General features: G+C 39.3%; 12 protein-coding genes. 3 read left to right on the forward strand and 9 right to left on the reverse strand.

Translation table 11 applies throughout. From position 1 onward, the window contains the following. Positions 1-367 precede the first annotated feature (367 nt). Positions 368-6,985, forward strand: a complete 6,618-nt coding sequence (locus ABU615_RS03465; protein WP_370389216.1) for an autotransporter outer membrane beta-barrel domain-containing protein — start codon at positions 368-370, stop codon at positions 6,983-6,985. A 166-nt stretch (positions 6,986-7,151) separates the two neighbouring features. Continuing rightward, positions 7,152-8,699: a multicopper oxidase CueO gene (gene cueO, locus ABU615_RS03470; protein ID WP_370389217.1), complete on the forward strand. Its 1,548-nt coding sequence runs from the start codon at positions 7,152-7,154 to the stop codon at positions 8,697-8,699. A 258-nt stretch (positions 8,700-8,957) separates the two neighbouring features. Here cueO and ahpF read toward each other — a convergent pair whose 3' ends face one another. Beyond that, the gene (gene ahpF / locus ABU615_RS03475) at positions 8,958-10,526 is read right to left on the reverse strand and encodes an alkyl hydroperoxide reductase subunit F (RefSeq protein ID WP_370389218.1); all 1,569 of its coding nucleotides are present in this window, start codon (positions 10,524-10,526) and stop codon (positions 8,958-8,960) included. 150 nt (positions 10,527-10,676) lie between these two features. After that, a complete protein-coding gene (ahpC, locus tag ABU615_RS03480) occupies positions 10,677-11,243 on the reverse strand; it encodes an alkyl hydroperoxide reductase subunit C (protein ID WP_100141220.1) in 567 nt (188 codons plus the stop codon). 391 nt (positions 11,244-11,634) lie between these two features. Here ahpC and ABU615_RS03485 point away from each other — a divergent pair, with 391 nt between their 5' ends. Next, entirely contained in the window at positions 11,635-12,267 is a 633-nt protein-coding gene (locus tag ABU615_RS03485; protein ID WP_367487447.1) for a DUF2238 domain-containing protein, read from the forward strand. A gap of 81 nt (positions 12,268-12,348) precedes the next feature. Here ABU615_RS03485 and ABU615_RS03490 read toward each other — a convergent pair whose 3' ends face one another. From ABU615_RS03490 to carA, 7 genes are all read right to left on the reverse strand, one after another. Then, positions 12,349-12,636, reverse strand: a complete 288-nt coding sequence (locus ABU615_RS03490; protein WP_100141218.1) for a hypothetical protein — start codon at positions 12,634-12,636, stop codon at positions 12,349-12,351. A gap of 422 nt (positions 12,637-13,058) precedes the next feature. Beyond that, a complete protein-coding gene (locus ABU615_RS03495; RefSeq protein WP_100156727.1) occupies positions 13,059-13,499 on the reverse strand; it encodes a ClpXP protease specificity-enhancing factor in 441 nt (146 codons plus the stop codon). Positions 13,500-13,524: 25 nt separating this feature from the next. Further along, entirely contained in the window at positions 13,525-14,130 is a 606-nt protein-coding gene (locus ABU615_RS03500) for a glutathione S-transferase N-terminal domain-containing protein (protein WP_100141216.1), read from the reverse strand. A 160-nt stretch (positions 14,131-14,290) separates the two neighbouring features. Next, positions 14,291-15,043, reverse strand: coding sequence for a Nif3-like dinuclear metal center hexameric protein (locus ABU615_RS03505; protein WP_370389219.1), 753 nt, complete (start codon positions 15,041-15,043; stop codon positions 14,291-14,293). Between the two features lie 869 nt (positions 15,044-15,912). After that, a complete protein-coding gene (gene carB, locus ABU615_RS03510) occupies positions 15,913-19,119 on the reverse strand; it encodes a carbamoyl-phosphate synthase large subunit (RefSeq protein WP_370389220.1) in 3,207 nt (1,068 codons plus the stop codon). A gap of 70 nt (positions 19,120-19,189) precedes the next feature. Then, positions 19,190-19,867, reverse strand: coding sequence for a leucine efflux protein LeuE (gene leuE / locus ABU615_RS03515; RefSeq protein ID WP_267409032.1), 678 nt, complete (start codon positions 19,865-19,867; stop codon positions 19,190-19,192). A 54-nt stretch (positions 19,868-19,921) separates the two neighbouring features. After that, positions 19,922-21,058 (reverse strand): glutamine-hydrolyzing carbamoyl-phosphate synthase small subunit, encoded by a 1,137-nt coding sequence (carA, locus tag ABU615_RS03520; protein WP_267404791.1) that lies wholly within the window; start codon positions 21,056-21,058, stop codon positions 19,922-19,924. Positions 21,059-21,326 lie beyond the last annotated feature (268 nt).

Consider the following 21,326-nt stretch of genomic DNA (forward strand, 5'->3'; position numbering starts at 1 on the left):
AAAACTTTCTATTAACACTTATAAATAGGTTCATAACATTTAGGGTGTATTAAAATAACAAAGTAAAGTTAACCACACTTTTTTTATTTTGAATGTTTTATTCAACATCATAGGTATGTCAAATGATTATATATATGAATATATTAGAATTTTTAATGATTCACACAAAAAATGCTAACAAACTAACTGACACAAACAATTAGCATTAAGTTAACTTTATTTGGATACGATATAACATATCTTCTATAATGAATTAATACTATTTAGTATTAATTCATTATCCAATTACATATATAAGCTTAATTAATTAAATTTTAATCAAGAGTTAAGATTTATTTTATAGAATCTGCAAAACCAAGGAAAACTGATGAATATCATCTACAAATCCAAATGGAGTGAATCTACCAATACATGGGTAGCCTGCTCGGAACTGACACGTGGCAAAACAAAAAATAACTGTATAAAGATTGCAACTTCTGTTGCTTTAGCTTTATTCAGCTATGGTTCTTATGCTGCTTGTTCTGTTAACGTATCAGGTGCATCAAATCCAGAAATTCAAGCAAATGGTGAAACTTGTAATGCAGATGCAGGACAAACATATAATAAAATAACTGCTGAGCAAAATTCCAAAATTACTGGAACAAGCATTACAGTTAGTGGACCCTCGTCTAGTAATGCTCAAAAATCAATTTGGCTAAACAACTCAGAATTAATAGCAGATAATGTAAACACTTCTATTAGCAGACCTCAGCCAACAAGCAGTGCTATATTACTTGACAATGGTGCTAAAGCAACTATCAATAATGATCTTGTCGCAAACAATACGGGAAGTAACACAACCATAATTTCAAATCAAGGCGGTTCAAATTTACATGTAAAGGGAAATATTACTGTAAATGATAATGTTTATGCCAACGGGTTTCAAGATATTAATAATACAAATAGTACAATGAATGTCGATGGAGATATAAATATAAATGCAATTAGCAGTCGTCGATCCAAAGGAAATACTGCTATTATGAATTCTGATGGTATCATAAATGCAAATAATATTAATATTGAACAATCGGCTAAAGATAATGCCATTTATCAAGAATCAAATGATCTAAATTCAAACTCAATTTTGAATATCAAAAATGATTTAAATATTACAACAACTGGATCAGGTCCAGACTCTGTAATTGAAGTGCTTTCAGGTAAAATGAGCATAGGTGGAAATACATCAATAAACGTGAATACTGCAGAGACAAATACTTCGGCTATTCATGTTCAAAACGCAACTTACGAATCTAATGGTAATACATCAATCATAGCAAAAGATAGTGACTCTTTAGAAGAAGATAACAGTTTAATTGGAGTAACATTATCTGAAAACAGTACTTTTACTAATAAAGGAAAATTTACAGTCAATAACGGGAAAAATACTGTTATTGCCACTGATGAAGCGCTAATCGAAACAGACAACGTAACCTATAATAATACATCTTCTGCAAATACAAGTAGTAACGTTGATACGGTAAAACACAGAGGAAAAGGTACTTTATCAATTAATAATGATGGAGTACTAAACTCGACAGCTACTAAGTCTTCTATTCAAGCAAATGGTTCAGTCCTAAGGAATGAGGGAAATGGTAAAATTATTGTAAAAAATAATGGAACACTATCTGGTAATATTAATAATGATAATGCAGGTGAAATTACTATTAATAATAATAAATCTATAGATCAAGGATCTATAAATAATAATTCAAATGGTAAAATAACCCTTAATAACAATGAACAAGGCACTATTGTAAGCGACGTAGTTAACAAAAATACCGGTTCGATCAATATTGTTAATGATAATATTCTGGCCGGTACCATTACGAATACTGGTGATGCGATCACTTCTGCTGCTAATAATATTGATATTACCAATAACAAAAATCTTACTGGTACGGTTACTAATAATGGCAAAGGTAGTATCCATGTTCAGAATACTAAAAATACTGGCTCAATCACCGGTAATATCACTAATGGTGGTTCCGGTAGCATTACTTTAGATAATGAAGGTAATTCCAGCAGTAATCAGATTAACAATACCGATACCGGTTTGATTACTATCAATAATAAAGACACTGGTGTAATTAATAGTGCGATTAGTAACTCTTCCACCGGTGCTATTAAGATTGTTAATGATAATGTTCTGGGCGGCACCATTACTAATACTGGTAATGCGAGCACTACTGCTGCTAATAATATTGATATTACCAATAACAAAAATCTTACTGGTACGGTTATTAATAATGGCAAAGGTAGTATCCATGTTCAGAATACTAAAGATACTGGTTCAATTACCGGTAATATCATTAATGGTGGTTCCGGTAGCATTACTTTAGATAATGAAGGTAATTCCAGCAGTAATCAGATTAACAATACCGATACCGGTTCGATTACTATCAATAATAAAGACACTGGTGTAATTGATAGTGCGATTAGTAACTCTTCCACCGGTGCTATTAAGATTGTTAATGATAATGTTCTGGGCGGCACCATTACCAATACTGGTAATGCGAGCACTACTGCTGCTAATAATATTGATATTACCAATAACAAAAATCTTACTGGTACGGTTATTAATAATGGCAAAGGTAGTATCCATGTTCAGAATACTAAAGATGCCGGTTCAATTACCGGTAATATCACTAATGGTGGTTCCGGTAGCATTACTTTAGATAATGAAGGTAATTCCAGCAGTAATCAGATTAACAATACCGATACCGGTTTGATTACTATCAATAATAAAGACACTGGTGTAATTAATAGTGCGATTAGTAACTCTTCCACCGGTGCTATTAAGATTGTTAATGATAATGTTCTGGGCGGCACCATTACCAATACTGGTAATGCGAGCACTACTGCTGCTAATAATATTGATATTACCAATAACAAAAATCTTACTGGTACGGTTATTAATAATGGCAAAGGTAGTATCCATGTTCAGAATACTAAAGATGCCGGTTCAATTACCGGTAATATCACTAATGGTGGTTCCGGTAGCATTACTTTAGATAATGAAGGTAATTCCAGCAGTAATCAGATTAACAATACCGATACCGGTTTGATTACTATCAATAATAAAGACACTGGTGTAATTAATAGTGCGATTAGTAACTCTTCCACCGGTGCTATTAAGATTGTTAATGATAATGTTCTGGGCGGCACCATTACCAATACTGGTAATGCGAGCACTACTGCTGCTAATAATATTGATATTACCAATAACAAAAATCTTACTGGTACGGTTATTAATAATGGCAAAGGTAGTATCCATGTTCAGAATACTAAAGATACTGGCTCAATTACCGGTAATATCACTAATGGTGGTTCCGGTAGCATTACTTTAGATAATGAAGGTAATTCCAGCAGTAATCAGATTAACAATACCGATACCGGTTTGATTACTATCAATAATAAAGACACTGGTGTAATTAATAGTGCGATTAGTAACTCTTCCACCGGTGCTATTAAGATTGTTAATGATAATGTTCTGGGCGGCACCATTACTAATACTGGTAATGCGATCACTTCTGCTGCTAATAATATTGATATTACCAATAACAAAAATCTTACTGGTACGGTTACTAATAATGGCAAAGGTAGTATCCATGTTCAGAATACTAAAAATACTGGCTCAATCACCGGTAATATCACTAATGGTGGTTCCGGTAGCATTACTTTAGATAATGAAGGTAATTCCAGCAGTAATCAGATTAACAATACCGATACCGGTTTGATTACTATCAATAATAAAGACACTGGTGTAATTAATAGTGCGATTAGTAACTCTTCCACCGGTGCTATTAAGATTGTTAATGATAATGTTCTGGGCGGCACCATTACTAATACTGGTAATGCGAGCACTACTGCTGCTAATAATATTGATATTACCAATAACAAAAATCTTACTGGTACGGTTATTAATAATGGCAAAGGTAGTATCCATGTTCAGAATACTAAAGATACTGGTTCAATTACCGGTAATATCATTAATGGTGGTTCCGGTAGCATTACTTTAGATAATGAAGGTAATTCCAGCAGTAATCAGATTAACAATACCGATACCGGTTCGATTACTATCAATAATAAAGACACTGGTGTAATTGATAGTGCGATTAGTAACTCTTCCACCGGTGCTATTAAGATTGTTAATGATAATGTTCTGGGCGGCACCATTACCAATACTGGTAATGCGAGCACTACTGCTGCTAATAATATTGATATTACCAATAACAAAAATCTTACTGGTACGGTTATTAATAATGGCAAAGGTAGTATCCATGTTCAGAATACTAAAGATGCCGGTTCAATTACCGGTAATATCACTAATGGTGGTTCCGGTAGCATTACTTTAGATAATGAAGGTAATTCCAGCAGTAATCAGATTAACAATACCGATACCGGTTTGATTACTATCAATAATAAAGACACTGGTGTAATTAATAGTGCGATTAGTAACTCTTCCACCGGTGCTATTAAGATTGTTAATGATAATGTTCTGGGCGGCACCATTATCAATACTGGGGCTAAAGGGCTTTCTGATACTAATAATATTAATATTATTAATAACAGAAAAATTACCGGCAATATCACTAACCAAGGAACGGGTAGTATCGAGGTTACCAATAATGCTGATGGTGAGCTAGATGGTGATATTTCTAATGAAAGTTCCGGAATAATATCTCTGATAAACAACGGTAATATTGATAACCAAGCTACAGGAGTCAGCAGCAGTACCGGAAAAATTAACAATTTGAATAACGGCACTTTAAAGATTACCAATAACAATACTATGAGCAGAGCATTTGATAATAATGGTACCGGTACGCTTATAGTAGAAAATAATGGTCAAATGAATGGAAATAAGATTACTAACAATGATGAAGGTACTATAGAAATTCATAATAATCTGAATGGTCATCTTGATAGCGAAATTACGAATACCAAAAAAGGTAATATCCAAATTACAAACGATGATGTTTTAGGTGGTTTAATAGCTAATTTGGGTGAACGCAAAGGATCAGATGAAAATAATATTGAGATTATCAATAGAAAGACACTAACAAGTACTATCCGTAACGATGCTTCAGGGGCAATCAAAATCAGCAATGAAAGCTCAGGTAATCTCAGCAGTAATATTATTAATAACCGCTCTGGTAAGATCAGTTTTATCAATCAGGGGGTAAGCTCTCCTGCACAGATTACCAACTCTGGAACTGGTGAAGTTTCGGTCATCAATAATCATATACTTCGAACAGATGTAACTAATGATGCAACTAGTTCCGGTTTGATATCATTTAGTAACACCGCTGATTTTGATGGTAATCTTATCAATGCCAATTCTGGTTCAATTATAGGCGTAAACACTGGAAACTTTACCGGTACCACCAGTAATTCAGGTTTTGCCAAAAACGGAAAAATTGATCTTGATAACCAGGGTATTTGGACAAATACCGGCAATTCTGTGCTTACCAATCTGACAAACAGCAAAGGAACGATTAAATTTCCAGAGATTCCTTCAGTAGATGCTGCTGATAAAGATAAATACCATAGCATAACAGTAAAAGGTGACTATACGGGTGGTGGTCAGATGTACGTTAATACGTTCTGGAATAAGGATGGCACCACTTACAGTGACCGTGTAGACATTGCTGGAAATGTAATCGGGAATAAACCGACAACTGTACATACAGCCAATAAAAATGGAATCTATGGTGATGTAACGCAGAAAGAAATACCTATCCATTCTGCTGTCGTTGTACACGTAGACGGACAAACAACAGGAAGTGACTTTACAGGTAAAGCTCCAACTACAAATGCCGGTGAAGCACAGCTTGAAAAAATCAACACCACCCGTGCGGATGGTTCAGCAGGAACAGATTATGCATGGACTTTAAAAGCTAAGGGCAAAACTGGTCCAGACAAACCCAATCCACCTGAAGTACCCATTTATGCAGAACCGGTATCAGGCTATGTACAAATGCCTACAGCAGATATGGAACTAGGCTTTACTACGATCGGTACATTGCATGAACGTCGTAGTGAAAATCAGACTTACAATATCAACGGTACCAATAATACGGCTCTAGGTGAAGACCAACAGCAAACTTGGGCCAGAGTAGTTGTAAAACATCTGGATAAAGATGGTAAGAAACGTTTGGATACAGCCGGAAATCAGTCTGTTCTTCAAATTGGTCACGATTTTATATTGGATGAAAACGATAAAAATGGTACACGCCGACATGTAGGTGGCTATGTAGCTTATGGTCATAATGAAAATGACTTCCGAGATCAATATCGCGCAGAAAACGGTAGAGTTGTAGATGACCACTACAATGGTAAAGGCCGTACGGATGCAGTAAGTGTTGGTGGCTATGGTACATTCTACGGTATTAATGGTGGCTATGTAGATCTTGTAGGCCAAGTAACTTATCTACGTAATAAATATAGTGCACGCTCTAATGAGTCCGAGCATCAAAATGGCTGGGGTGCAGCATTATCCGCTGAAACTGGAAAATCCTTCATTGTTTATGGTAACAACTGGTTTATCGAACCACAGGCTCAGTTGGTTTATCAGTATTTGTCTCTGGATGATTTTAATGACCGTATTCGCCATGTTGATCAGCACGACCCATCTGCATTGCGCGGTCGTGTAGGTATGCGCTTTGGCTATAACGGTGATGTAACGGATAATTTACCACCTTCATCATTCTATGGCGTTGCGAATATCTGGCATGATTTTGTTAATCCAAAATCTGTTGATATTGGCCGCGATAGCTTAAAAGAAGAATATGCTAAAACCTGGGGAGAGCTCGGTTTGGGTATTCAACTGCCAATTACCAAACAAAGTGATTTTTACGGAGATGTACGTTACGAGAAAAACTTCGGTAGCGACAAACGTAAAGGTTTCAAGGGCACAATGGGTTATAAATATACCTGGTTATAAACCTGTAATTGCAAAATTGACAGTATGATGTAATAACAGGTTCGCAACAGGACAAAACTGCAAAAGGTTTTGTCCTGTTTTTTAATTTCACAAAATTTTTGGCCGAATAGCTTGACCTTACCTACACGTAAAGGTTTAAGCTATTTATTTTTATAGAGGAATTATCATGAACAGACGTGATTTTCTCAAATATTCCGCATTATTAGGAGCAGCAACCGGCCTGCCATGGCCAGCTTTTGCCAAAGGAAATACAGCCTTGCCGAAGCTGATAATCCCTCCTTTGCTGGACACTGCCAAACAAACTAAAATTCAACTTACTGTACAGCACGGCAAAAGCCAGTTTGGCAAAAATCTGATTACCACATGGGGCTACAATGGTGCTTTACTCGGGCCTGTAATTCGCTTGTACCGAAACAAACCTGTGCAGATTACAGTACATAACCGTCTTAACGAAGCCACTACAGTACACTGGCATGGAATGGAAATATCAGGTATCGCTGATGGTGGGCCACAAGCAAGCATTGAAGCCGGACAAACACGGCAAATCAACCTTACTTCAATACAACAGGCTGCAACCTGCTGGTATCATCCGCATCCGCATATGCATTCTGGAAAACAAGTAGCCATGGGGCTGGCTGGTATGCTTTTGCTAGAAGATGCCAACAGCACCAGCTTGCCATTACCTAAAAACTGGGGAATAGATGATATTCCGCTGATAATTCAGGATAAAAAATTTGATGAGAATGGGCAGATTGATTATCAGCTTAATGTACTAAGTGCTGCTGTGGGCTGGTTTGGCGATACTCTGCTGTGTAATGGGCAGCTGTATCCTCAACATTATGCGCCACGTGGCTGGCTACGACTGCGTCTGCTCAACGGCTGTAACGCCAGAAGCCTGAATCTGGCATGCAGTGATAACCGGCCGATGTATGTTATTGCCAGTGATGGAGGCTTTCTGCCTGAACCGGTAGCAGTGCAGAATCTGTACATGTTGCCGGCTGAACGTTTTGAAGTACTGATTGATACAAGCAACGCACAGGCATTTGACCTACTGACATTGCCAGTAAAGCAAATGGGTATGAATCTTGCTCCTTTTGATCAGCCCTACCCAATTATCCAAGTGGCCACCGTATCTACTCGGAACAACGCCACTTTGCCGGAACAGCTTAACAATAAGCTACCTGCCATCCCCTCTGTAGATATTCTATCTAATAGACAATTTAAATTGTCTATGGATTCACAGCTGGACACTCTGGGCATGCAGGCTTTACAGCAACTTTCCGGCGACTCATCCATGCATCACATGCCTGCAAACCACGGACATATGGCTGTGATGCATCATAATATGCAGGCAAACATGGCTGATTTAGATTTGATGCATGCAAATCGGATTAACGGACAGACTTTTGATATCCACAAACCAGCCTTTAAAGCTAATAAAGGACAGTATGAATGCTGGGAAATATCCGGTGTAGGCGATATGATGCTACACCCCTTCCATATACACGGTACTCAATTCAGAATCTTAAGTGAAAACGGTAAAATTCCGCCAGCTCATCGTGCAGGGTGGAAAGATATAGTCAGTGTAGAAGGTGCTGTAAGCAAAGTATTGGTCAAATTCAACCACCCTGCTCCATCTAGTTTTCCCTACATGGCACATTGTCATATACTCGAACATGAGGATACTGGCATGATGCTAAGTTTTACAGTATGAATCAAATAATAAGTTCAAAAAATGGAACAATTTATACTAAATTAGAAACGAAAGAACACAGCTGATAAATATTATTATCATATCTTCGCTACTCAGTTGCACATACGAGAATAGATTTATTACTGCTGCGATTTTTTTCAAACAAGGTTTGTTGAATACTCTCGGAAAGCTGCAGGCAATCCGAAACAATCTTTATTTGGCTAGAATAGAAATATCCCTCAAAACAGCAAATTTTGAGGGATAAATAATAAAAAACAGTTATTGTGGTGCACTGGTGCGAATTAGATAATCAAAAGCACTTAAGGCTGCTTTTGCCCCCTCACCGGCAGCAATAATAATTTGTTTATAAGGTACATTAGTGCAATCACCGGCAGCAAAGACACCGGGTACGCTCGTTTTACCATAGCGGTCAATTGCAATTTCATGCATTGGTTCAGTTAACTCAACGGTACCCTGCAAAAAGCTGGTATTGGGCAGCAGACCAATCTGAACAAAAATACCCTCTAAAGCTAAATGATGAGCTGTATTGGTAGTTCTATCCTGATAATTCAAACCATTAACCTTACCTTCAGCACCGGTAACTTCAGTTGTCTGGGCATTTAAGATAACTTTTACATTGGGCAAACTGTTTAGTTTATGCTGCAAAACTTCATCTGCACGCATTTTATCGGAAAATTCGAGCAAGGTGACGCTCTTCACCACACCAGCCAGATCAATGGCAGCTTCTACTCCAGAATTACCACCGCCTATTACAGCTACATCTTTACCCTTAAATAATGGGCCATCGCAATGCGGACAATAGGTAACACCTTTAGTTCGGTACTCCTGTTCACCCGGTACATTCATCGAACGCCAGTGAGCACCTGTAGAAAGAATTACTGTACGAGATTTCAGCACAGCACCACTTTCGGTATGTACTTCAATCAGGCCACCTTCAGTTTTAGCCGGTAACAGTGCACTGACTTTTTGCAGATTCATAATATCGACATCATAACTGCGGACATGGCTTTCCAGATCACGAGCAAACCGCGGACCATCTGTTGTCAATACCGAAATATAATTTTCAATTTCAAGCGTATCCAGTACCTGCCCACCAAAACGTTCTGCCACTATTCCTGTACGGATACCCTTACGTGCAGCATATACTCCAGCTGCTGCACCCGCTGGTCCACCACCAACAATCAACACATCAAAGGGTGCCTTGGCATTCAATTCATCTACAACATCACTGGCGGCATTGCTATCCAGTTTAGCTACTATTTCAGCAAGCTCCATCCGCCCCTGACCAAAGGATTCGCCATTCAGAAAAACAGCCGGCACACCCATAATCTGTTTGGCTTCAATTTCATCCTGAAACAGAGCTCCGTCAATTGCTGTATGCGTGATATTCGGATTAAGAATAGTCATCAGATTCAGCGCCTGAATTACATCCGGACAATTATGACATGTAATTGAATAATAAGTTTCAAAGTGATAGTTGCCTTGCAGATTTTTAATCTGCTGCTGCAAAGATTCTGCTTCTTTAGAAGGATGTCCGCCTACCTGTAATAAGGCCAGCACCAATGAACTAAACTCATGCCCCATCGGGTTACCGGCGAATATCAGTCCGGTATGTGTACCCGGATTGGTAATTTCAAAACTGGGCTTACGTTCATACTCACCATCAGTGCGTAAGGTAACTTTATCACTAAGTGCTTCTACATCTTGTAACAGTGCCAGCATGTCGCGAGCACCTGCACTTTCATCCAGAGTTGCTATGATTTCAACCGGTCTGGTTACATATTCTAAATAAGCTTTTAATTGGCTTTTCAGGGTGTCGTCTAACATATTACTGCTCCATTACATTAAAAATAACAATCGATATTCTATTTTTGATAGCCTGTATATTTATTTTACTAAAAAGCCCAGATACCGCAGCCGGTATCCGGACTGAATGGCTGCTAATTAACAGCAGATAAGATGTGTGTGTTTAAGTGCTTAAATTTTACCAACCAGTTCCAAAGAAGGAGCCAGTGTTTTATCGCCTTCTTTCCATTTAGCCGGACATACTTCACCCGGATGAGATGCTACATATTGAGCAGCTTTAACTTTACGTACCAAATCAGATGCTTCACGTCCGATACCTTCAGCAGTTACTTCCACACTCTGAATGATACCTTGAGGGTCAACCAAGAAAGTAGCACGGTCAGCAGAACCTTGACCTTCGCGCATTACACCAAAATTGGTAGCCAGCGTACCATTACGGTCGCCCAGCATAAAATATTTTATTTTAGCAATGGTATCAGAAGTATCATGCCAAGCTTTATGTGTGAAATGTGTATCGGTAGATACAGAGTAAACTTCCACACCCATTTTCTGCAATTCATCATAATGATCGGCTAGATCACCTAATTCAGTAGGGCAAACAAAAGTAAAGTCAGCTGGGTAGAAAAAGAAAACAGACCATTTACCTTTCACATCAGCATCACTGATATCAACAAATTTACCATTATGAAAAGCAGTGGTATTAAAAGGTTTAATTTCGGTATTTACATTAGCAACCATAAGTATCTCCTTAAAAAAGGTTGAATTAATTAATGAACGTATAGTACACAAAATTCTTTAATAAATATAATCAAATGATTTTATGTAAGCGATAGTTTTTTTTATTTATAAAAATCAAATATTTGATTTTTTAACACCTGATAATTATTAAAAAGCATTGAGAAAATCATTATTCAATCCATTCTACTGAGCAGATAATGAAAACTGAAACTAAGACGACTTTTGAAATCATTGTTTCTCTGAGTATTTCATTCACAATTAAAACCAGACTATAATAATTAAATCAAGCCTATATATTTGATTACATATTGAAATCTAAGTTTTGATTTCTATTATTACGGGACAGATTTGACTGTACATCCTAACCAGTCATATGCAGGGGCAGAAACCTATGAAAAGTCATATTCTGCAATTAGCCTTATTCCTAGTTGTTTTAGTATGGTCTGGCTATCAGCCACATGACTATCCCACTTGGGGGCTAGAAATATTTCCGGCTTTGATAGGTGTTGCAATACTTATATGTACCTATTCCCGTTTCCGCTTCAGTGAATTGATGTACTGGGTCGTACTGATTCATGCATTAATTTTATTGATCGGGAGCCATTACACCTATGCACAGGAACCAGTATTTAATTACCTGCGCAGCTTGCTTGGCTGGTCACGAAATAATTACGATAAATTAGGCCATTTTTTTCAGGGTTTCTCGCCAGCCATTATCGCCAGCGAATTACTCTGGGGCTTACACATCGTACGCCAACGTAGTTGGGTAGTCTTTCTAAGTGGCTGTGTATGTATGGCTATCAGTGCCATTTATGAGCTATTCGAATGGATGGTTGCAGAAATCAGTAATCAGGAAGCTGTCGCTTTTCTGGGTACACAAGGCGATGTATGGGATACTCAGAAAGATATGCTATGGTGTCTAATCGGCGCCAGCAGCATGCTGATTTATCTCTACTTCAGTAAACGTCATTTACAGCCAGATAACGAAGAAAAAACCTTCCACTCCATGTATCCAAGTAAATAATGTTTATTTATCCTAAAATAGTTTATGCTCTATTTTGTTCAAATAAGAGTACAGAAACAATATCCACTAATCAAAAAAGAGTCAAATATTAACTGATGCACTTTTTTCCAGCTTGATTTTGATTTCTTTGATATCTTCTTCAAAAATCATAATCACCCCCAGATAAGCCATACCAAACATCATCGCTGTGATAAATGAACTGGCTATAGCCATAACATTCATCCACACCAAACCCAAAGCAAAAACGATAAAGCATAAAGCAAAAATTGCATTAAAATAAAATTTTACCCGTTTAAATTTTTGTTCTTTATGCGTCAGCTGTTCACTTAAATCCTTACCAACTGCAGCAGATTCAGTAGTTTGGTTCATAAGTTCAAACTCCAGTACATGTAAAGCAGAGGAAATCAATTGTAAAATTTAATTACTTAATGGTACTTATTCTAACCTATATTACTTTTACAATGAAGTATCATTCATTTAAATATGATTTAAAAAACAGGCAATAATATATATTTTACTTCCTCATACTGATGATTAAAAATTGTAATAAAAACAGCCTACAAAAATACTAGTTACTTGAAATAAAAATGTTTAGTATTAACTGATTTAATTATGATTGTAAAAAAATTTATTAAAAATAAATTTATCTGCGATTGTTTGGATATTTTTGAGTAATTGAAGTGTAATACATGTTAGAAAAAACATTTAAATATAAAAATCAAAAAAGGCTGAAATTAATCCATTTCAGCCTTTTGCATCTGATAGCCTCAAAAATTATTAAATAAATTCATTTATTTGACAATTTTTAGCCCTTTTTTCCCGCCAGACTGATTAGTTTCAGCAGCCGGATTTTTTTCGGAGCTATTTTCCGTATCAAAAGTCTCTTCGGATGTAGAAATCGAAGCTTTTTCATCAGTAAGCGGCTCTAATTCGAAACCCATTCCCTCACCAGTTTCCCGAGCAAACAGACTAATAACATGTCCGACTGGAATCCAGATATCATGTGATATACCATTGAAACGAGCTGCAAAGCTTACCCACTCATTATCAATATTCAGATTATGCGCTGCCACAGCACCGATATTGAGCACAATCTCATTATCTCGAACATACTGAAGAGGGACTTGGGTTTTATCATTTACCCATGCAACAATGTGCGGTGTATAACCACTGTCCAGCGCCCACTCATACAGAGCGCGTAGAATGTAAGGTTTAGTACTCAGTTTGCTCATTGTGTTCTCCCTTTATCAAGAATGCTTAACGACGCATGGCCTTTTCTGCCGGTGTTAATGCATCAATGAAGGCTTCACGCTGGAAAATACGTTCTGCATATTTCAGTAAAGGTGCTGCCGATTTTGGCAACTTAATGTCATAGTGATCCAAGCGCCATAACAACGGCGCCAGTGCCACATCAATCATGGAAAAATCATCACCAATAATGTATTTATTCTTGCTAAATGCCGGTGCCAGCATAGTCAGCCCCTGTGTAATGGCTTCACGGGCTTTATTCATTTCTTTATTACTGGATTCTGGATTTTCCAATACCAGTACATGGCTGAACAGTTCCTTTTCAAGCCGATACAAAACCAGACGGCCGCGGCCACGCATAACCGGATCTGCCGGCATCAGCTGCGGATGAGGAAAGCGTTCATCAATGTATTCATTAATAATATTGGATTCATACAGAATCAGGTCACGCTCCACTAGCACGGGTACCTGATTATAAGGGTTCATCACAGCCAAATCTTCAGGCTTATTGTAAACGTCTACATCTTTTATTTCAAAATCCATGCCCTTTTCATACAGGACAAAGCTGCAACGCTGACTAAACGGGCAGGTAATACCCGCATATAATGTCATCATGATTAATTTCCCAGAATTACCGTATAATATCAATACAGTGTGGTGTCAAAAAAATTATCTAATTATAGACAAATGACTCTATTTTTACCAGAAAAATAGCTTAAGTTTATGTTTATTAAAATTTTTTCTAAAAAAACTTACTTCTGTATAACTACAGCACCTATGCAGGATTGGGTTCATCAAAAAACTGTTGGTGGATGTTAAACTGTGCTGCCAAAGCCTGCGCCAGAGCCTGAATACCATAGCGTTCAGTTGCATGATGCCCGGCAGCGATAAACACAACACCGCACTCCTGTGCCAAATGGTATTGTGGTTCGGATACTTCACCTGTGATAAAAGCATCTACTCCTGTATCAATGGCCTGCTGAAAAAAACTTTGACCCCCACCAGTGCACCAGCCCAGTTTACGAATCTGCTGTTGTGGCCTGGTACTTAACAGTAACGGTTTTCGACCAAGATTTTGTGCCAGCTGCTCAGCAAGCTCTACCGGAGTTTGTGGATGAGTCAGAGTGCCGAATTGCAGCAGGTTCTGTTCCCCACCACATCCGTCAAGCTGCCAACCCATACGTAACCCCAACTGCACGTTATTACCCCATCGTTGGTGTGCATCCAGTGGCAAATGATAGCCAGCAAGATTAATTTCATGGCATAACAGCGTCTGAATGCGACGTTTTTTCCAGCCGGTAATAACTGCATTTTCGTTTTTCCAAAACATACCGTGATGTACCAGTAGCATATCTGCTTGCTGAGCGACAGCAAAATTAATCGCTGCCTGACTGGCAGTGACTGCACAGACGATCCTATTCACCTCATTCTTGCCCTCTATCTGCAGTCCATTGGGGCAAAAATCACGAAACTGGTTTATATCAAGTTGCGTAGCACACCAGTCTAAAATCTCATTTCTATTGGCCATGAATTACCCTATATCAATATGAATACGACTTTTTCTTAATAATATATTCTAGATTAAACAATTGATTATATTGAAACCTAATAGCACTGGCTATATTATTCATTTTATAAATTGTACAAACAAATTTCATGTATTAATTTTAAAATCATGTTTTGAATAACAATTAAATTAATTCCAATACATTGATCTACAAATACAGTTTAAAAAATTCTTGTTTAAAAGGAAATGTAATGGGGTTTGCATAAATTTTATTTACTTAATAAGTTAAATTAATAGCAGTAGCAAAGTACGAAAAAAAATACTACTGGATTGACTTACTATGACAGATACCACAACAATTGCTAACTATACTCTTTAATCAGTTACAAAAATCTTGCTCTTATTTTGCCTCAATGTTTTCAGGGAAAAACGACTGATTTTAATTTTTGAATTTTTATAAAAAGAATCATATTAGGAAAGTTTGGATTAAACTAGTATGTAAATACAATCTCAAAGCGAATTTATAATCAAAAGATAACACTCTGAACACTGTAATCATTTCCTGTTGCCAATCTGGATAATCAGTAGATAAATAACATTAGCATATAAGTCTACCGATAATTTTGAAAATTCAAATTTGCATGTACAAGCCTATCTTATACATCATGCAGCATCGACAAAAGCGTACTTAAAAGCTTATTTCAATTAATACATACAAAGCTTTTTCTAGCATTTACATGCTTTATATATTATGAAAGCTAATTTCTTAATTGAACATAAAATAGATCAATATTAATTGGATATGTATAACTTATATTTAAAAAGCCATTAACTGTTATAAATACAGCTAATGGCCTTATTCTTTATAAAAAATTATCTGAAATTATGATTTATTTAACACGTTGATGCAGATTCTGAATACTGTACACTTGGGTATGAGCCAACTGGCTGACACCTTCGCTCATAGCCAGAGCGCCTGCAATAGTAGTATACAGAGGCACGCGCATATTGAGTGCACTGCGGCGGATCGAGTGACTGTCTTGGATGGATTGCATATCACTGCTAACAGTGTTTACTACCAGTGCAATTTCGCCATTTTTGATGGCATCGACTATATGCGGTCTGCCTTCGGTAACTTTGTTAACTACCTGTACATTAATCCCATGTTGCGCCAGAAAAGCTGCAGTACCGCGCGTGGCACAAAGACCATAGCCGAGTGACTGAAAATTAGTGGCTACCTGCACGACAGAGGGCTTGTCTTCATCTCGTACAGCTAAGAAAACTTTGCCGATGGCCGGCATACGTTCACCAGCACCAAGCTGTGCTTTTAGATAAGCTTCGGCAAAAGTTTCACCTACGCCCATCACTTCACCAGTTGAACGCATTTCTGGCCCCAGAATAGTATCGACACCGGGGAATTTAATGAATGGGAAAACGGCTTCTTTCACTGCATAGAATTCTGGAATAATTTCCTGCGTGAAGCCCTGCTCTGCAAGTGATATGCCAGCCATAACCCGTGCACCGATTTTAGCCAGTGGTACGCTGGTGGCTTTAGATACAAAGGGGACGGTACGTGAAGCACGCGGGTTGACTTCTAAAACGTAGACCACATCATCCTGTACCGCAAATTGCACGTTCATCAGCCCAACAACTTTTAATTCTTTAGCCATAGCAGCTGTTTGACGACGAATTTCATCCTGAATGGCAGGCGACAAAGAATATGGCGGAATGGAGCAGGCAGAATCACCACTATGTACGCCAGCCTGTTCTACGTGCTGCATAATGCCGCCAATTACCACCTGCTGCCCATCGCAGACACAATCTACATCTACTTCGATGGCATGACTGAGGAAATAATCGAGTAATACCGGACTGTCGTTGGATACCTGCACAGCTTCGCGCATATAGGTTTGTAGTTCGTTAGCTGAATGTACCACCTGCATGGCACGGCCACCAAGTACGTAAGAAGGACGTACCACCAACGGATAACCAACTTCTTCTGCTAGCTGCAATGCTTCGCCTTCAGTACGTGCGGTACGGTTTTCCGGCTGACGCAATTTCAAAGTATACAAAATCTTCTGGAAACGTTCTCTGTCTTCTGCTGCATCAATGGCATCTGCCGAAGTTCCGATGATGTTTACACCATTGGCTACTAGTTCATTCGCCAGTTTAAGGGGCGTTTGACCACCATAATGTACAATCAGGCCGTCTGGTTGCTCAGTATGGCAAATTTCGAGCACATCTTCGAGTGTGAGTGGTTCGAAATACAGACGATCGGAAGTATCATAATCTGTAGACACAGTTTCAGGATTACAGTTAACCATGATGGTTTCAAAACCAGATTCACGCAAAGCCAAAGCGGCATGCACACAGCAATAATCAAATTCGATACCCTGCCCAATACGGTTTGGTCCACCACCCAGAATCATGATTTTTTTTCGCTGACTCGGCTCAGCCTCACACTCTTCTTCATAAGTGGAATACAGATAGGCAGTGTCGGTAGCAAATTCAGCTGCACAGGTATCAACACGTTTGTATACCGGATGGAGCTTCAGCTGATGCCGATGCTGTCGCACACTAGTTTCATCAGAACCCAGCAACTGAGCCAGACGTCTATCTGAAAAACCTTTGCGCTTCAGCCTACGCAAGCTGGCGTAATCAATGTTATCAAGCTTCTGACTAGATAGTTTCTGCTCTTCTGTAATTAAATCAGCAATTTGAGCCAGAAACCATGGATCAATAGCGCATATCTGCTGGATTTCGGTAAGAGAAAAACCGGCTCGGAAGGCGTCGGCGACATACAGAATACGTTCTGGGCCAGGATTAGCCAATTCACGCTGAATCACTGCCCTATCACTACTGCGGCTGGTAAAACCGCTCAAACCTACTTCTAGACCGCGTAAAGCCTTATGAATAGATTCCTGAAAAGTACGGCCGATGGCCATAACTTCACCTACTGATTTCATCTGAGTAGTCAGACGATCATCTGCTGTAGGAAATTTTTCAAAAGCAAAACGCGGCACTTTGGTCACAACATAATCAATTGCTGGCTCAAAGGAAGCAGGAGTTCGGCCACCGGTGATGTCGTTCTGTAATTCATGCAGGGTATAGCCAACAGCTAATTTGGCAGCAATTTTGGCAATTGGGAAACCCGTGGCTTTAGAAGCGAGCGCTGATGAACGGCTAACACGCGGATTCATTTCAATCACTATCATCTCGCCATTATTCGGATTAATGGCAAACTGAACGTTAGAACCCCCTGTATCGACCCCTATTTCGCGTAATACAGCCAACGATGCATCACGCATAAGCTGGTATTCTTTGTCGGTAAGAGTCTGTGCCGGCGCCACAGTAATAGAGTCTCCGGTATGGACTCCGCATGGATCAAAGTTTTCAATCGAGCAAATGATGATGCAATTGTCGGCACGGTCGCGCACGACTTCCATCTCATACTCTTTCCACCCCAGTACGGACTGTTCGACCAACAGTTCATGTGTTGGTGAAGCATCGAAACCACGTTCACAGATGCTGATAAATTCATCTTTGTTATAAGCGATACCGCCGCCGCTGCCACCCATAGTGAAAGATGGCCGAATGAGTGCTGGAAATCCCACTTGTGTTTGCGCGTCCAGTGCCTGCTCCATACTGTGGCAGATAAAGGATTTCGGTGTATTCAAACCGATTTTATTCATAGCCTCTTTGAAACGGCCACGGTCTTCTGCTTTATCGATCGCATCCTCTGAAGCACCAATCAACTCTACCTGATATTGTTTCAGGATTCCTTGGTGCGCTAAGTCTAGCGCACAGTTGAGTGCTGTTTGCCCACCCATGGTTGGCAAGATGGCATCCGGACGTTCTTTTTCGATAATTTTTGCGACCGTTTGCCACATAATGGGCTCTATATAAGTAACATCGGCCATGTCCGGATCGGTCATGATAGTGGCTGGATTGGAGTTCACAAGGATGACTTTATAGCCTTCTTCGCGTAATGCTTTGCATGCTTGTGCACCGGAATAGTCAAACTCACATGCCTGACCGATTACAATGGGGCCGGCACCAATAATAAGAATAGATTTTAGGTCTGTGCGCTTGGGCATATTGATACCTTTATCAATGATTATCTGTTTAATTTAGCAGTACGGCAGCATTTTTTACTGATAGAGTGCTTCAGTCTATGCTGGCCATCCATAATTTCAGTGCAAACGCCATAAATAACAGTCCGATGCTGGCTACTGCACCCGCAGCCAGTCGCTGATAATGACGAAACCATTTAACCAACGACAATCCGCTGAAAATAAGCATGCTCAGATAAGTCATACTGCATAGCTGCAGAATGATTGCCAGCAGCAGAAAGCTGATTGCAGGATAAGCGTAATGCGGGTCAACAAACTGGACAAAGAAAGCCAAAAAAAACAGTATGGCTTTCGGATTTAACAAGCTCAATAAAAGTGCATGCTGAAATACATAGCGTGCTGATGGCGAGGGTTCCGTACTGGTTGATTCATACAATGATTCTCTGAAAGCCGTGGCAGCCTGCCGACGGTAGTGCCATTGTCTGAGTGCCGAACGTAAAAGCTGACACCCCAAATAAAACAAATACACACCACCAACCAGCTTCAGCAACATAAACAAGACAGGAATGGTTTTAATGATGGACGCTGCACCGGTAGCTGAAAGCAGCATAAGCACGCTGTCGCCTAAAAATATACCGGCGACGGCACAATATGCTGTTCTCACGCCATATTTTCCAGCCATGGCCAAACAATACATTGAATTAGGACCAGGAAGCAAAATGATGGCAACAGCACCAACTATGTACGTTCCCAGCTCAGTAATACCAAACACGGGTGTTCCTGTCTATTTATACTAATTATCAATTTTGTAGCGAATAAAATTAAATTATTTGCTCTGTCTGGCTGTCTGCATGTGTTCGATAAAACGGTCAAATAAGTAGGAAACATCATGCGGTCCGGGGCTTGCTTCAGGATGCCCCTGAAAAGAAAACGCCGGCTGGTTAATCAGGCTGATGCCCTGTAGGGAACCATCAAACAATGATTTATGGGTGATGCGAACATTGTCCGGTAAGGTAGCAGCATCTACTTCGAAGCCATGGTTCTGGCTAGTAATCACTACACGCCCTGTATCCATATCCTGTACAGGATGGTTGGCACCATGATGACCAAAAGGCATTTTACGCGTCTGAGCACCCAGTGCCAGGCCAAGAAGCTGATGTCCCAAACAAATACCAAATAGCGGCAGTTTATGAACCAATATCTCTTGCACGGCATTGATAGCATAATCACAGGGCTCTGGGTCGCCGGGGCCATTAGAGAGAAATACACCATCCGGATTCAACGCCAGCACCTCTGCTGCCGGTGTGGTTGCAGGTACAACAGTTAATCGGCATCCACGTTCACTCAACATGCGCAGGATATTAGTTTTAACCCCAAAATCATAAGCAACTACATGAAACTTAGCTGCCGGCGGCTGTGTAAAACCCTGTCCAAGCTGCCATTCTCCCTGTGTAAATTCATACTGAGTAGTGCAGCTTACTTGTTGCGCTAAATCTTTACCTGCCATGCTGCCGAAAGTTCGTGCTAGCTCCAGTGCTTGGTCAATGCTGGTATCATTACCAGTTATAATACAGCCGGCTTGAGTACCTTTATCACGCAGCATACGAGTAAGACGACGTGTATCAATATCGGCAATTGCCACAGTGTTATGACGTTTTAAATAATCAGCCAAACTTTCTTCAGCACGGAAATTACTGTGCAGAAGAGGTAAATCACGAACAATCAAACCAGCAGCATAAATTTGTTTGCTTTCTGTATCTTCACTGTTCACACCGGTATTACCAATATGCGGATAAGTTAGCGTTACCATCTGCTGAGTATAAGACGGGTCAGTGAGAATTTCCTGATAGCCAGTCATGCTGGTGTTGAAGACAACTTCACCAACTGCCTGCCCTGCTGCACCAATGCTGACACCATGAAATACGGAACCATCAGCCAACACCAAAATTGCGTTTGTAGTCATGGATGAGTCCTTTGGTTTAATCAGACTGTTGCCATAGCGACAGTCAGTTTTTATGGGTAATGAATTGTGCTTTCCTTTACCATTTGCAGGCAAAAAAAAACACGCCACTTCACGCAAAAATACGTGAGCTACGTGCTTGAATATGACAGCAGAATCTGCTTCTTACACTGCCATGAAAGCAATGCATTTTAGCTAATCCTTCCTGCTTTGGCAATGCAGGTATCAATAATAAAAGAGAAAATATTTATTAAGTTACCGGACAGCCCGA

Origin of the sequence: Snodgrassella alvi (genome assembly GCF_040741455.2) — a bacterium.
Lineage (GTDB): Bacteria > Pseudomonadota > Gammaproteobacteria > Burkholderiales > Neisseriaceae > Snodgrassella > Snodgrassella alvi_E.

Excerpts from the sequence above, each read along its gene's own strand:
- ahpC (WP_100141220.1), bottom strand. The coding sequence starts at position 11,243 with ATGGTTGCTAATGTAAATACCGAAATTAAACCTTTTAATACCACTGCT.
- ABU615_RS03495 (WP_100156727.1), bottom strand. The coding sequence starts at position 13,499 with ATGAGCAAACTGAGTACTAAACCTTACATTCTACGCGCTCTGTATGAG.
- ABU615_RS03465 (WP_370389216.1), top strand. The coding sequence starts at position 368 with ATGAATATCATCTACAAATCCAAATGGAGTGAATCTACCAATACATGG.
- cueO (WP_370389217.1), top strand. The coding sequence starts at position 7,152 with ATGAACAGACGTGATTTTCTCAAATATTCCGCATTATTAGGAGCAGCA.
- carA (WP_267404791.1), bottom strand. The coding sequence starts at position 21,058 with ATGACTACAAACGCAATTTTGGTGTTGGCTGATGGTTCCGTATTTCAT.
- ABU615_RS03490 (WP_100141218.1), bottom strand. The coding sequence starts at position 12,636 with ATGAACCAAACTACTGAATCTGCTGCAGTTGGTAAGGATTTAAGTGAA.
- carB (WP_370389220.1), bottom strand. The coding sequence starts at position 19,119 with ATGCCCAAGCGCACAGACCTAAAATCTATTCTTATTATTGGTGCCGGC.
- ahpF (WP_370389218.1), bottom strand. The coding sequence starts at position 10,526 with ATGTTAGACGACACCCTGAAAAGCCAATTAAAAGCTTATTTAGAATAT.
- ABU615_RS03505 (WP_370389219.1), bottom strand. The coding sequence starts at position 15,043 with ATGGCCAATAGAAATGAGATTTTAGACTGGTGTGCTACGCAACTTGAT.
- ABU615_RS03485 (WP_367487447.1), top strand. The coding sequence starts at position 11,635 with ATGAAAAGTCATATTCTGCAATTAGCCTTATTCCTAGTTGTTTTAGTA.
- ABU615_RS03500 (WP_100141216.1), bottom strand. The coding sequence starts at position 14,130 with ATGATGACATTATATGCGGGTATTACCTGCCCGTTTAGTCAGCGTTGC.